A 14,768-nucleotide genomic window follows, 5' to 3' on the forward strand; every position below is an offset into this window, starting at 1 on the left:
AGTTTAAGAGTTAAAAATCAGTAGATTTACCGGGGATGGCACGTTCTATCAGTTCGTTTCCCACGTATGTTCCCTTGTCGTCATCCGTAGGATGGTCACGGAGGAAATCAGGGAAAAAGAACATTTTGAGGATGAAGAACATAACGAATAATTTCAGCAGAATGATAACCCACAGGGTACGCCCCAAGGTCATACTACGGAAGCCCTCCAAATAGAAGTTCCAGATCGTAAGCAGTGTATTCTTCATATGTTGACGTTATAATTTGTAATGAGTACAAATATACATTTTTTATAATTAAAACAAACAACTAGTCAAAAAAGTTGTGTGATTTGTTGTGTTTTTCTTCAAAAACCTGCCTATCGACAGAAAAAAAACATTTAACGGCGAAATTACGTCATCCGTCTATCGTTTTTGCGGCATATATAATATGTACGTACCTTCGCTAACAGTAAATCAATAGAAGTATGAATATGATAAATGTAAGAAGATTGACAGTGATGACATTTCTTGAAGCAGGTATGCTGTCCGGCATATCTGCCCAAGTTTCTCCGCTGCAAGTCGATACGCTGAAAGAAACGAAAATTCCGGCTCAATGGGATTTGCAGTCATGCATCGACTACGCAAAAGAGCAGAACATCACGATTCGCAAGAACCGGATCACTGCGGCCAGCACGCAGATTGATGTAAAGACAGCTAAGGCTGCCTTGTTTCCCAGTCTTTCGTTCTCTACCAGCCAGCAGGTGGTGAATCGTCCGTATCAGGAGACGAGTAGTCGGGTAAGCGGCAGCGAAATTATCAGTAGCAATAGTAAAACGAGCTACAATGGTAATTATGGACTGAATGCGTCGTGGACTCTATATAATGGTAATAAAAGACTGAAAACCATCCAGCAGGAAAAGTTGAACAATCAGGTAGCCGAACTGGACGTAGCGACTTCCGAAAATAACATTCAGGAATCTATCGCCCAAGTGTATATCCAGATTCTTTATGCAGCCGAGTCTGTCAAAGTAAACGAAAGTACCCTGCAAGTCTCTATTGCGCAGCGTGACCGCGGACAGGAACTTCTGAACGCCGGAAGTATTGCTAAAAGCGACTTCGCCCAACTGGAAGCGCAGGTGAGCACAGACCGATACCAACTTGTCACAGCGCAAGCCACTCTTGAAGATTACAAATTACAACTGAAACAATTGCTCGAACTGGATGGGGAGAATGAAATGAACATCTACCTCCCTGCCCTGTCCGACGAAAATGTACTGGCTCCGTTGCCTACCAAAAAAGATGTGTACATTAGTGCATTGAGTCTTCGCCCGGAGATTGAAGCTAGCAAACTTAATGTAGAGGCTTCCGAACTGGGTATCGGTATTGCCAAATCAAGTTATTTGCCCACAATCAGCCTTAGCGCAGGAATCGGAACCAACCACACCAGCGGCAGCGACTTCACTTTCGGAGAGCAAGTGAAAAACGGATGGAACAATTCGATCGGATTGTCTGTCAGTGTGCCGATCTTCAATAACCGTCAAACTAAAAGTGCCGTACAGAAAGCAAAATTGCAATACGAGACGAGCATGTTATCCTTGCTTGACGAACAAAAAACTCTGTACAAGACCATCGAAGGACTCTGGCTGGATGCTAACAGTGCACAGCAACGTTATGCAGCAGCAAACGAGAAGTTGAAGAGTACACAAATCAGCTATGAGTTGATTAGCGAACAGTTTAATCTGGGAATGAAGAATACCATAGAACTTCTTACTGAAAAGAACAACTTGCTACAAGCACAGCAGGAACAGCTTCAAGCCAAATATATGGCCATACTGAATACGCAGTTGCTGAAGTTCTATCAGGGAGATCAATTAGCATTATAAATAAAAGCATAATAAACGAATGAAAACGAAAAAGATTATCTTAATCGCTGTGGCAGTCGTTGTGGTAGCAGGTGCAGGAATCTGGTTCTTTGCAGGTTCACCGGCCAAGCACAAAGTCACCTACGCCACTGCCTACGTGAGCAAAGGCGATATTTCAAATTCGGTCACTGCTACCGGAACCATCGAACCGGTGACGGAAGTAGAAGTCGGTACGCAGGTTTCCGGTATCATCGACAAGATTTACGTAGATTACAACTCGGTAGTAACCAAAGGACAGTTGATTGCCGAAATGGACCGTGCCACATTGCAAAGTGAATTGGCATCACAACAGGCAACGTACGATGGTGCAAAAGCCGAATATGAATATCAGAAGAAGAATTATGAACGTAGCAAAGGCTTACACGAAAAGTCACTGATTAGTGATACGGATTTCGAACAGGCCCTCTACAACTATCAGAAAGCGAAAAGTAGCTATGATAGCAGTAAGGCATCGCTCGCAAAAGCAGAACGTAACCTGGCTTATGCTACTATCACCTCACCGATTGACGGAGTAGTCATCAGCCGTGATGTGGAAGCAGGACAAACCGTTGCTTCCGGATTCGAAACTCCGACACTGTTCACTATTGCTGCCGACCTGACACAGATGCAGGTAGTAGCCGATGTGGATGAAGCTGATATAGGCGGTGTAGTAGAAGGCCAGCGTGCCAGCTTCACGGTAGATGCTTATCCGAATGATGTATTCGAAGGCGTAGTTACACAAATTCGTCTGGGAGATGCAAGCAGTACGAGCAGTACAAGCACCACCACTACAGTAGTTACTTATGAAGTTGTAATCTCTGCTCCCAACCCTGATTTGAAACTGAAACCTCGTTTGACAGCTAATGTCACGATCTATATTCTTGATAAAAAGGATGTGTTGTCTGTCCCGAACAAAGCACTGCGATTCACACCTGAAAAACCGTTAATCGGTAATAATGACATCGTAAAAGATTGCGAAGGCGAACATAAACTCTGGACTCGTGAAGGAACCACATTCACCGCTCATCCGGTAGAAGTAGGAATCAGCAACGGTATATCTACAGAAATTATCAGTGGCATTTCCGAAGGAACAAAAGTAGTGACCGAAGCTACCATAGGAGCAATGCCCGGTGAAAATGTGGCTGCTGAAGGAAATCAGGAAAGTGGCGGAGAAAGAAGTCCGTTCATGCCTGGCCCTCCGGGAAGTAAGAAGAAAAAATAATTATTCAATGTGCCAATCCGTTATTGGCACATTAACACATTATTTACGATGAAAAAAGTAATTGAAATACAAAATATCAAACGTAACTTTCAGGTAGGCGACGAAACCGTCCACGCATTGCGGGGCGTTTCGTTCAATATCAATGAAGGAGAGTTTGTTACCATCATGGGGACTTCCGGTTCGGGAAAATCCACGCTGCTTAATATATTAGGCTGCCTGGACACCCCGACCAGTGGAGAATATCTGCTCGACGATATTCCCGTACGTACGATGAGCAAGCCTCAACGTGCAGTACTAAGAAACCGGAAGATTGGCTTCGTGTTCCAAAGCTACAACTTGTTACCTAAAACGACGGCTGTAGAAAATGTGGAACTACCGCTTATGTACAACTCTGCCGTGAGCGCTTCCGAACGCCGTCGCCGCGCCATCGAATCCCTACAGGCTGTAGGATTGGGGGACCGTCTGGAACATAAATCCAACCAGATGTCCGGTGGACAGATGCAGCGCGTTGCCATCGCACGCGCATTGGTCAACAATCCGGCAGTGATTCTTGCCGACGAAGCGACCGGAAACCTCGATAGCCGTACCTCTTTCGAAATACTTGTACTGTTTCAAAAGCTTCATGCAGAGGGACGTACGATTATCTTTGTAACACATAATCCCGAACTTTCGCAATATAGCAGCCGGAATATCCGTCTGCGTGACGGTCAGGTTATAGAAGATACAACCAATCCGAAAATTCTGTCTGCTGCCGAAGCGCTGGCCGCATTGCCGAAAAACGACGAGGATTAATAATTATTCAATGTGCCGATATACTAATGTGCCGATTGCTGTACAATAAACAGGTTGGGTGACTATACCTTCAGGAAATTGCCCCATTAGTATATAGACAAATTAGCAAATTATTCATTATGAATGGAACTAATTTATTTAAGATAGCTCTCCGGGCATTGGCGAACAATAAGCTGCGTGCTTTTCTCACCATGCTCGGTATCATTATCGGTGTTGCTTCTGTCATCACGATGCTGGCTATCGGACAAGGTTCGAAGAAAAGCATCCAGCAGCAGATTTCCGAAATGGGATCGAACATGATTATGATTCATCCGGGAGCCGATATGCGTGGAGGTGTCCGCCAAGACCCGTCTGCTATGCAAACCTTGAAGCTTGCCGACTACGAAGCCTTGCGTGATGAGACAAGTTTCCTGTCCGCCATCAGTCCCAATGTTTCATCATCGGGGCAACTCATTGCCGGAAACAACAACTACCCAGCTTCCGTGAACGGTGTCGGAACAGAATACCTCGACATCCGCCAGCTGACTGTTGAAAACGGAGAGATGTTCACAGAGGCCGACATACAGAGTTCGGCGAAAGTATGTGTGATTGGAAAGACTATAGTAGACAATCTTTTTCCGGACGGAAGTGATCCGGTAGGTAAGATTATTCGTTTCAGTAAAATACCGCTTCGTGTGGTAGGTGTGCTTAAAGCCAAAGGCTACAACTCCATGGGACAAGACCAGGATGCAGTAGTGCTTGCACCATACACCACAGTGATGAAACGTCTGCTTGCCGTCACGTATTTGCAGGGAGTGTTTGCCTCTGCCCTTACCGAAGATATGACGGATTATGCTACTGACGAAATCAGTACGATCCTCCGTCGCAACCATAAGCTGAAAGCCTCGGATGACGATGATTTTACCATCCGTACCCAACAGGAATTGAGTACAATGCTCAACTCAACCACCGATTTGATGACAACCCTGCTGGCTTGTATCGCAGGTATTTCATTGGTAGTAGGTGGTATCGGAATTATGAATATCATGTATGTATCCGTTACGGAACGTACCCGTGAAATCGGTCTGCGTATGTCTGTCGGTGCACGTGGAGTCGATATTCTAAGCCAATTCCTTATCGAGGCCATCATGATTAGTATCACGGGAGGTATCATCGGAGTGATTATCGGTTGCGGGGCTAGCTGGATTGTCAAGAGCGTAGCGCATTGGCCTATCTATATCCAGCCGTGGAGTGTATTCCTTTCCTTCGCAGTATGTACCGTTACGGGCGTCTTCTTCGGATGGTATCCGGCTAAGAAAGCAGCTGATTTAGACCCGATAGAAGCCATCAGATACGAATAATTGATTGACAACCGTCGGTTGTCAATTAAAAAAATTATCTTTGTCTTTATGAAACAAACCTTTACATCCGCACGTCGTCCCCTGGAGATACTGATACACATTATCAGCTGGGGGATTATGTTCGGTTTCCCGTTCTTCTTCGTTGAACGTGGAAACGGGAACATTAACTGGATGGCCTATATACGCCATCTTGCTGTACCACTCTCTTTTATGATTGCGTTCTACGTGAATTATTTCATTCTTGTTCCTCGTTATCTGTTTCAGAGTCAGGCCAAAAGATATATCGTCTACAACATTATCTTTTTATGTGTCATCGGCATTTTGTTACATCTCTGGCAAAGCCTGACATTCGATCCGTCATTTGCACCCAAAGCCAAAAGACCGGGTATGCCTCCGGGATGGCTATTCTTCCTTAGAGATATGTTGAGCCTCGTATTTACTATCGGCCTAAGTGCCGCTATCCGTATGAGCGCGCGATGGACGCAAAATGAAGCTGCCCGCAAAGAGGCGGAACGAAACCGTGCGGAAGCGGAACTGAAAAATCTGCGAAACCAACTGAACCCTCACTTTCTGCTGAATACCCTGAATAATATCTATGCACTGATTGCATTTGATTCGGACAAAGCGCAACAAGCAGTTCAGGAGTTGAGCAAACTGCTTCGTTATGTGTTATATGATAACCAACAAACGTACGTTCCTCTCTGTAAAGAGGTTGATTTTATCCGAAATTACATTGAACTGATGCGCATCCGCCTGTCGGCCAATGTACAGATGATTACTAAATTTGATATTCAGCCTGACAGTCAGACGCTTATTGCTCCGCTTATCTTTATCTCATTGATAGAGAATGCTTTCAAGCATGGCATCTCCCCTACTGAATCGAGTTTCATCAGTATTCATCTTTCGGAGAATGATAAGGAAGTGATTTGCGAAATTCGCAACAGTAATCATCCAAAGACAGTGGAGGATAAAAGTGGCTCGGGTGTGGGACTGGAGCAAGTCAGCCGCCGGTTGGAGATTCTTTATCCCGGGGCTTATACCTGGTCGAAAGGTATCTCAAAAGATGAAAAAGTATATGAATCGAAATTAAGTATCAAGATCAGAGAGTAGATTTCAAAACATTGAATATAAAAACTTTAGATATAAAATAGTATGATGTTACGTTGTGCAATTGTTGACGATGAGCCGTTAGCTCTTAGCTTGTTAGAGAGTTACGTGAATAAAACCCCGTTCCTGCAACTCGTAGGAAAGTATTCCAGTGCGGTTCAGGCAATGAAAGAATTGCCTGGCGAAGAGGTCGATCTCCTGTTTCTGGACATCCAGATGCCGGAGCTTAATGGTTTGGAGTTTTCGAAGATGGTAGATCCGCACACCCGCATTGTGTTTACTACCGCTTTCGGACAGTATGCCATCGACGGTTATCGTGTCAATGCACTCGATTACCTGCTGAAACCAATCTCCTACGTCGATTTCCTGCAAGCTGCCAACAAGGCCCTTCAATGGTTCGAACTTGTACAGAAACCGGAAGAGATAGACAGTATTTTTGTGAAAAGTGACTACAAACTGGTGCAAGTGGACTTGAAGAAAATCATGTATATCGAAGGACTGAAAGATTATATTAAAATATATACGGAAGATGCTTCCAAACCTATTCTATCACTGATGAGTATGAAAGCAATGGAGGAACTTTTACCTTCCAGCCGTTTCATACGCGTGCACCGCTCATTCATCGTACAAAAAGATAAGATACGTGTGATCGATCGCGGGCGTATTGTTTTTGACAAGACATATATTCCTATCAGCGATAGTTACAAGCAAGTTTTTCAGACTTTTCTTGACGAAAGGAGCTAATTATTCATGAATTTATCGGTAAAAAAGTGAATTTTGTCGATTATAGTTTGTCAAAACCCGTTTTATATCTACCTTTGCAACGAACAGAAAGGGATTGTGAAATTCCAAGAATAGAATAGTTTAGTTAAGTCTAGTTTAGTTTTTGTGTTAATAGCTCCCTCGTCGGCGGACGAACTAGGGAGCTATTTTTTTTATTTATTACAGGAATATAATTGCACAAAATATACATATTTTCCATAACTTTGCAGCGACAAAGGATCACACAAATGGAATATAGCGTAGAAGAACTAAAAAGTGCATTAATAGAGAAATGCGAGAGTGAAGGTATCCTGTATGCAACGGTTGCAATGGACCGTCGTACTAAAGAAATGATTCTTCCTGATACTTTACAAGGAGCTCTGAAACATCCGGAATTCTTCGTATGTACCTGCAAGAAAGTAAAAGACCAATATGTAGTGGAGGAGATTACTAAAGTGTAATACTCCCCCAGTCTTTTATTTTTTATTCGCCCAGTTCACCTAGCAAATCGTAGGAAGGAGCAAAGAAAAGTGTTCCCGTAACTGCTGTACTAAAGTCCAGTAAACGGTCGGTATTGCCTACCGGATTGCCAATAAACATACTTTCCAACATCTGCCGGGTAGTAGTGAACGTACTTGCATAGCCGATGAAGTAAGTACCATATTCTCCCTTAGACGTATTGGCGAACGGCATATTGGCACGCACTATTTTCAGGTCATCACCAATATTAGTGACGGCATTATGCGCATTTTGAGGTTTCTCCTCGTCAGACAGTTCGACATCGTTAAACTTACGACGCCCGATCACTTTCTCCTGTTCTTCCACAGGTAAGGAGTTCCACGCAACCATATCGTGAATATACTTCTGCACAAAGACATAGCTGCCTCCTGCAAAATCAGCATCTTCCTCTCCTACAACTGCAAAATGATAGGGATTTTCATCAACCGCCGGATTCTCCGTTCCATCCACAAAGCCGATAATGGCCTTGCCATCCATATATCTGAAACCGTGAGTTTCGTCGACAGGTTCAACCACGCCTTGAAGTTTCTCATCGATGATAGATGCAAACTCAAAACATAATCCCATCTGTTTTGCACGGATGTGAAACAATAAGTCGCCCGGAGTAGAAACTGCCGTATGCTTCTCGCCTTTTATCTCTTCGAAAGTTTTCAGTTCTTTGGGTTTTCCCTGTTCCGGGAAAAGACGGCTCCAGGCATCGGCTCCAAATCCCATGGTACAACTGAACATCATATCAGGAAAACGGTTACGCATACTGCGAATCAGGGCCGAGAAATTGGCACACACATCTTTTACTTTGTCAAGAGTTTCAGGCGAATCTTTTAAAGTATAAACAATAAAAATAACATTTTCGCCTTGTTTCCCCGCTACGTCTTGTGGGATATTACCACCAAATGAATGTTGATAAGGATTCATATTTTTCTTTTTTTTCTATTAGTTTCGTCAATGAAATAGTTCTGTTCTAACTCATCTTTTTATTAGGATCTTCAATATATGCGGCAGCCCCTTTATCCATAAACAGTTCTACATTTTGCGCATGATGAGCCACATAGGCTGCGGGACCAGTGTCTCCCGAATTACAGATTTCTTCTACTACATCGGCTTTGTTTTTTCCGGTAATCAGGAAAATGACATAGCGGGCATTCTGAATGGGGTATCCCGTCATTGCGATACGCTTCTGCCCGTTACGGGGATGTGCACTGACCACATAAATAGAGTTTGAAGTCAGCAAATCTTCTTGCCCGGGAAAGATCGAAGAAGTGTGTCCGTCATCTCCGGCTCCCAACAGTATAATATCGAATTCCGGCCAACCACGCTTAAACGGCACTTGCTGCCGGACTAACTCCGAATAACGAACCGCCTCTTTCGCAGGCTTTGCCTCTCCACGGATACGGAATACATTCTCATAGAGAATAGGAGTGATACCCAAAAGAAGGTTGCGCATCATTCCGTAATTACTGTCCGAATCATCGGGAGGCACACAACGTTCATCCACCCAATAAATCCGCATACGGTCCCAAGGAGTAATTTCCATATATTCATTCGCCCATAAATCGAACATCAGAGCAGGGGTATTACCACCACTAACTGCGATATTGAACACTCTGTCTGGCTCTTCATTCATGATTTCCACCAGGCGGAGTATCAATGCTCGTGAAGTTTCAATTGATGAGGGAAAAACTGATAGTTTCATAATTCACAATATTGATCTGTATTTGTCAAATTCTTACAAGGATTCGTCCAGTCAGCCCCATGTTCGTGCGTCATTGCTTCGCTTTCCAAAGGTCCCCACGTACCTGCGGGATAACCGTAAAGAGGCGCATCAGGGTTATCTTTCCAATAGCGGAGCACCGGATCGAAGAATTTCCATGAGGCTTCTACTGCATCACTTCGAGTAAATAAAGTCGGATCGCCCTGGATACAATCATCTATCAGACGGGCATAAGCGTCACCACTAGGCACACCGCCCAACTGTGCATAACTGAAATCCATCGTCACCTGGCGGACTTCGAAACCTGCACCGGGGACTTTCATTCCGATTTTGAGCACAATTCCTTCATTCGGTTGCAAACGAAGGATCAATTTATTAGCCCGTGGACAGTTGCCACTAGCACAATGAAACATCTGGTGAGGTGTTTCCCGGAAATGCACAACGATTTCCGTTACTTTCGTCGGCATTTGTTTACCTGTACGAATGTAGAACGGAACGCCACTCCAGCGCCAGTTACTAATGCCCAGTTTCATGGCAATATAAGTTTCCGTACGCGAATCGGGAGCCACTCCTTTTTCTTCACGGTATCCTTTTTTACTACCGGAGGCTGTATATTGTCCGCGAACAATATGTTCGTTCAAATCTACATCATTCAATGGAGTAAGAGATTCGTAGACCTTCACCACTTCATTACGGAAATTGTCTGCATTGAAAACAGCAGGCGGTTCCATAGCCGTAAGGGCCACGAGCTGTATCAGATGATTCTGCACCATATCCCGCAGCGCACCTGCCGTTTCATAGAACCCGCCTCGTTGCTCGATACCCAGATTTTCTACGGCTGTAATTTCTACGTAGTCAATATAGTTACGATTCCAAAGAGGTTCGAAGATACCGTTGGCAAAACGGAAAGCCAGTACATTCTGGGCCGTTTCCTTACCGAGAAAATGGTCGATACGGTAAATCTGATGCTCATTGAAAACAGAGGCATACGTTTTATTCAGTTCAAGTGCCGACTCGAGATCATAGCCGAAAGGTTTCTCAACGATGATGCGCGAGTGGGGAGTGTTAAGTCCGGCAGCTTTCAAATAGATGGGCACTACTCCGTAAAGTGATGGCGGAGTGGCAAGATAGAACAGCAGATTGTCTGGATCTACCTCGTTAGTCAATTCAACCAGACGTTGGCGGAGTTGCGGGTAACCTTCTTCTTTTGCCGGGTCCATCGGTAAATAGTAGAGATGGAAGACAAATGAAGCCATAAGAGCTGTGTCCTGTTCTTCAGACTTGACGAACTGTTGCAGTTCTTCTAATATATAGGAACGGTAGTTATCGTCAGAATAGATCGTACGCCCGATACCCAATATGGAAAACTCTCCGGTCAACCGTTTTTCACGGTAGAGGGAGTAAAGGGCAGGCATCAGCTTACGCTTGGTCAAATCACCTGACGCACCGAAAATTATCATTGCAAATTTATCCACTTTATTAATTTCTAAATATGAATTATAGGTTTACTCAAACATTATAGGTGCCCGATTTCGTATCTCCTCCGTGGCCTGTCCAGTTCTCATGAAAGAACTGTCCGCGCAACTCATCCTTACGCTCAAAAGTGTGCGCACCAAAATAATCGCGTTGTGCCTGTACAAGGTTGGCGGGCAGATCGGCAGAAGTGAGCGAATAGAAATAGTTGAGGGCAGAGGAGAAAGCAGGAACGGGAAGTTCTTCTTTCATGGATTCCGCCACCAGGCTCTTCCATCCGGGAAGCAATGTCTTCATTTCTTCTTTAAAATAAGGAGCCAACAACAAGTGTTTAGGCTTGTCGGTGGCTTCGAAGGCAGCAGCAATATCGTTCAGGAATATACTGCGGATGATGCATCCCCCACGCCACATACGTGCAATGGAAGCCAGGTCGAGATGCCAGCCGAAAGCGTCGGAAGCACGTTGCAACACGGCGAATCCCTGGGCATAAGAGACGAGTTTGGAAGCATAAAGAGCAGAAAAAATATTCTTTACGAGTTCCGCCTTATTATATATAGGTTGTGTATGTTGACACTGGAATTGCTTGGAAGCCAAGTGACGCAAGTCTTTCTGTGAAGAAAGGCTTCGTTCGAATACCGCCGTGGCAATTAGCCCTAACGGCATACCGAGTTCCATCGCATTGATAACCGACCATTTACCGGTTCCTTTCTGTCCGGCTGCATCCAGAATTTTATCAATGAGATAACCTCCGGATTTGTCTTTATGCCGCAGAATGTTGGCGGTGATTTCAATCAGATAACTGCGAAGTTTGCCTTCGTTCCAACGGGCAAAGACATCAGCCATTTCCTCATTGGTCAGATCAAGCAACTTTTTCATCACCCAATAGGCTTCGGCAATCAGTTGCATATCACCATATTCGATACCGTTGTGAATCATCTTCACAAAATGACCGGAGCCGGCAGGACCCACCCATTGGCAACAAGGAGTGCCGTCCGGAGCTTTTGCCGCAATACTCTGAAGAATCGGTTTCACTTCCGGCCATGCTTTTTCCGAACCGCCGGGCATAATAGAAGCGCCATTCAAGGCTCCCTCCTCACCACCGGACACACCGCTACCGACGAAAAGAAATCCCTTTGATTCCGCCAGTTGGACACGACGGTTGGTATCTTCGTAATTAGAATTACCGCCATCAATAAGAATGTCTCCCGGTGAAAGCAACGGGAAAAGCTGATCCATCAGTTCGTCTACCGGACTTCCGGCACGAACCATCATCATAATCTTACGGGGAATAGCTATCGAATCTACAAATGCCTTTATATCCGTGAATCCTTCGATGTTTTTACCTTTTGCACGACCATTCAGGAAGCGCTCTACCACCCCCTCTTCTACTCCGGGAACAGTACGGTTATATACCGACACGTGCCATCCCTTACTCTCCATGTTTAAAGCAAGATTCTCGCCCATCACAGCCAAGCCGATAAGTCCGATATCTGTTTTATTCTGATTTGCCATAACTTGTATATTTTGAATATTCTTTATCTTAGTAACATTTAAAATGCACATTTGTTCGCAAGATTTTAGATTAAAACATTATTTTTGTAGTCTACAAATAAAATCAAGGATGAAGAAGATCAAAATCGGTTTGTTGGCACGCATCGTTATCGCCATCATTTTGGGTATTGCCATCGGCACAGTTTTCCCGGCTCCGCTAGTGCGAATATTTGTTACGTTCAATGGTATTTTCAGTGAATTTCTCAATTTCTCTATCCCATTGATTATCGTCGGGCTGGTCACTGTGGCTATTGCCGACATCGGGAAAGGTGCAGGAAAAATGCTGCTCCTGACTGCTTTGATCGCTTACTTCGCTACTCTTTTTTCCGGCTTTCTCTCCTACTTCACAGGAGTCACAATATTTCCCTCACTTATCGAACCGGGTGCACCACTTGAAGAAGTAAGCGCAGCGCAGGGAATCCTCCCCTACTTCTCCGTTTCCATTCCGCCACTGATGAACGTGATGACAGCCCTGGTTTTAGCTTTCACACTGGGGTTAGGACTGGCGTCACTCAACAGCGACGCATTGAAAAATGTGGCACGTGATTTTCAGGAAATTATCGTACGAATGATAAGTGCCGTCATTCTGCCTTTGCTGCCGCTTTATATTTTCGGCATATTCCTCAACATGACACATTCGGGACAAGTATATTCTATCCTGATGGTGTTTATTAAAATTATCGGAGTCATCTTCGTTCTTCATATTTTCCTGTTGGTTTTTCAGTATTCCATTGCGGCATTGTTTGTGCATAAAAATCCATTCAAATTGCTTATCAAAATGCTGCCGGCTTACTTCACGGCATTGGGCACACAATCATCCGCAGCCACCATCCCCGTGACGCTGGAACAGGCCAAAAAGAACGGAGTATCTGCCGAAGTGGCCGGATTCGTGATTCCGCTATGTGCCACCATCCATCTATCGGGCAGCACATTGAAAATCGTAGCCTGCGCACTGGCATTGATGATGATGCAGGGAATGCCGTTCGACTTCCCCCTGTTCGCCGGGTTTATCTTTATGCTGGGTATCACAATGGTAGCCGCTCCGGGAGTTCCGGGTGGAGCAATCATGGCTTCCCTGGGGATTCTGCAATCCATGCTCGGTTTCGACGAATCGGCACAAGCTTTGATGATTGCGCTTTACATCGCCATGGACAGTTTCGGCACTGCCTGCAATGTGACGGGAGACGGAGCTATCGCTTTGATTATCGACAAAATAATGGGAAAAAGCCGTGCTGAATGACTGTGCTGAAAAATAATTGGAAAGTCACTTGGCTGGGTCACAAAAAATGCCGACATTTGCACCCACATTTTCAATTATATAAATAATTAGCGTATGAAAAAAGCCCTAATTTCAGGCATCACCGGGCAAGATGGTTCTTATCTTGCCGAATTTCTATTGCAAAAAGGTTACGAAGTACACGGTATACTCCGTCGTTCTTCTTCGTTCAATACAGGACGTATTGAACATTTGTATTTTGACGAGTGGGTGCGCGACATGAAACAGAAACGTACGATTAATCTGCATTATGGGGATATGACAGATTCTAGTTCGTTAATTCGTATTATTCAACAGGTGCAACCGGATGAAATCTACAATCTCGCAGCTCAAAGCCACGTGAAGGTTTCGTTCGACGTTCCGGAATACACTGCCGAAGCAGATGCTATCGGCACGTTGCGTATGCTCGAAGCTGTACGCATCCTGGGACTGGAAAAGAAAACCCGCATCTATCAGGCTTCTACTTCCGAATTGTTCGGTAAGGTGCAGGAAGTTCCACAAAAAGAGACAACTCCATTCTATCCCCGTTCTCCGTATGGGGTAGCCAAACAATATGGTTTCTGGATTACTAAAAACTACCGCGAAAGCTATGGTATGTTTGCAGTAAACGGTATTTTGTTCAATCACGAGAGCGAACGCCGTGGTGAGACGTTCGTTACCCGTAAAATTTCGCTTGCTGCCGCACGTATCGCACAGGGCGAACAGGACAAACTGTACCTGGGTAATCTGGATTCTCTTCGCGACTGGGGATATGCCAAGGATTACATCGAATGTATGTGGCTGATCCTGCAACATGATGTTCCCGAAGATTTCGTTATTGCTACTGGAGAAATGCACACGGTGCGCGAATTCGCAACGTTAGCATTCAAAGAAGCAGGGATCGAGCTTCGTTGGGAAGGTGAAGGCGTAAATGAAAAAGGTATCGACGTAGCTACCGGAAAATCTCTGGTAGAAGTTGATCCGAAGTATTTCCGTCCATCGGAAGTAGAACAATTGCTGGGCGACCCGACTAAAGCTAAAACACTGTTGGGCTGGGATCCACGTAAAACATCATTCGAAGAACTGGTAAGTATCATGGTTCGCCACGATATGGAGAAAGTGAGACGAATGATTGCTACCAAACATTAAAACTTG

Annotated in this window: 14 protein-coding genes; 9 read left to right on the forward strand and 5 right to left on the reverse strand. The window is 44.7% G+C overall.

Features of this window, described 5'->3' with window-relative positions:
- Positions 1–10: 10 nt before the first annotated feature.
- Positions 11–247, reverse strand: a complete 237-nt coding sequence (locus DXA54_RS19545) for a DUF4492 domain-containing protein (protein WP_004300334.1) — start codon at positions 245–247, stop codon at positions 11–13.
- 218 nt (positions 248–465) lie between these two features.
- Here DXA54_RS19545 and DXA54_RS19550 point away from each other — a divergent pair, with 218 nt between their 5' ends.
- The 7 genes from DXA54_RS19550 to DXA54_RS19580 all read left to right on the forward strand — a co-directional run bounded on the left by DXA54_RS19550 (position 466) and on the right by DXA54_RS19580 (position 7,565).
- Positions 466–1,863 carry a TolC family protein gene (locus tag DXA54_RS19550; RefSeq protein WP_008647218.1) on the forward strand — a complete coding sequence of 466 codons (1,398 nt, stop codon included), beginning with the start codon at positions 466–468 and terminating at the stop codon, positions 1,861–1,863.
- 19 nt (positions 1,864–1,882) lie between these two features.
- Positions 1,883–3,103 (forward strand): efflux RND transporter periplasmic adaptor subunit, encoded by a 1,221-nt coding sequence (locus DXA54_RS19555; RefSeq protein ID WP_008647214.1) that lies wholly within the window; start codon positions 1,883–1,885, stop codon positions 3,101–3,103.
- 48 nt (positions 3,104–3,151) lie between these two features.
- Positions 3,152–3,895, forward strand: a complete 744-nt coding sequence (locus tag DXA54_RS19560) for an ABC transporter ATP-binding protein (RefSeq protein ID WP_004300330.1) — start codon at positions 3,152–3,154, stop codon at positions 3,893–3,895.
- Positions 3,896–4,014: 119 nt separating this feature from the next.
- A complete protein-coding gene (locus DXA54_RS19565) occupies positions 4,015–5,235 on the forward strand; it encodes an ABC transporter permease (RefSeq protein WP_004300329.1) in 1,221 nt (406 codons plus the stop codon).
- Between the two features lie 48 nt (positions 5,236–5,283).
- Positions 5,284–6,345: a sensor histidine kinase gene (locus tag DXA54_RS19570; RefSeq protein ID WP_004306368.1), complete on the forward strand. Its 1,062-nt coding sequence runs from the start codon at positions 5,284–5,286 to the stop codon at positions 6,343–6,345.
- Between the two features lie 42 nt (positions 6,346–6,387).
- Positions 6,388–7,086 carry a LytR/AlgR family response regulator transcription factor gene (locus DXA54_RS19575; RefSeq protein ID WP_004300327.1) on the forward strand — a complete coding sequence of 233 codons (699 nt, stop codon included), beginning with the start codon at positions 6,388–6,390 and terminating at the stop codon, positions 7,084–7,086.
- A 266-nt stretch (positions 7,087–7,352) separates the two neighbouring features.
- On the forward strand, positions 7,353–7,565 hold the full coding sequence (locus tag DXA54_RS19580; RefSeq protein ID WP_004310918.1) for a hypothetical protein: 213 nt from the start codon (positions 7,353–7,355) through the stop codon (positions 7,563–7,565).
- A gap of 22 nt (positions 7,566–7,587) precedes the next feature.
- On the opposite strand, the gene DXA54_RS19585 is transcribed toward DXA54_RS19580, so the two are convergent.
- Genes DXA54_RS19585 through gnd form a run of 4 tightly spaced genes read right to left on the reverse strand, consistent with a single transcriptional unit; the run spans position 7,588 to position 12,319 of the window.
- Entirely contained in the window at positions 7,588–8,538 is a 951-nt protein-coding gene (locus DXA54_RS19585) for a Dyp-type peroxidase (RefSeq protein ID WP_008647212.1), read from the reverse strand.
- Between the two features lie 46 nt (positions 8,539–8,584).
- Positions 8,585–9,316, reverse strand: a complete 732-nt coding sequence (gene pgl, locus DXA54_RS19590) for a 6-phosphogluconolactonase (protein WP_004297828.1) — start codon at positions 9,314–9,316, stop codon at positions 8,585–8,587.
- Entirely contained in the window at positions 9,313–10,809 is a 1,497-nt protein-coding gene (gene zwf, locus DXA54_RS19595) for a glucose-6-phosphate dehydrogenase (RefSeq protein WP_120080463.1), read from the reverse strand. The genes pgl and zwf overlap by 4 nt, the downstream gene beginning before the upstream one ends.
- A 34-nt stretch (positions 10,810–10,843) precedes the next feature.
- Positions 10,844–12,319 carry a decarboxylating NADP(+)-dependent phosphogluconate dehydrogenase gene (gnd, locus tag DXA54_RS19600; protein WP_032846467.1) on the reverse strand — a complete coding sequence of 492 codons (1,476 nt, stop codon included), beginning with the start codon at positions 12,317–12,319 and terminating at the stop codon, positions 10,844–10,846.
- Between the two features lie 109 nt (positions 12,320–12,428).
- Between gnd and DXA54_RS19605 the strand changes: the two genes are divergently transcribed.
- Positions 12,429–13,598 (forward strand): dicarboxylate/amino acid:cation symporter, encoded by a 1,170-nt coding sequence (locus tag DXA54_RS19605; RefSeq protein WP_120080465.1) that lies wholly within the window; start codon positions 12,429–12,431, stop codon positions 13,596–13,598.
- A 93-nt stretch (positions 13,599–13,691) separates the two neighbouring features.
- Positions 13,692–14,762, forward strand: coding sequence for a GDP-mannose 4,6-dehydratase (gmd, locus tag DXA54_RS19610; RefSeq protein ID WP_004297836.1), 1,071 nt, complete (start codon positions 13,692–13,694; stop codon positions 14,760–14,762).
- Positions 14,763–14,768: the final 6 nt, after the last annotated feature.

The organism is Bacteroides sp. OF03-11BH (genome assembly GCF_003604005.1).
In the GTDB taxonomy this organism is placed as follows: Bacteria; Bacteroidota; Bacteroidia; order Bacteroidales; family Bacteroidaceae; genus Bacteroides; species Bacteroides ovatus.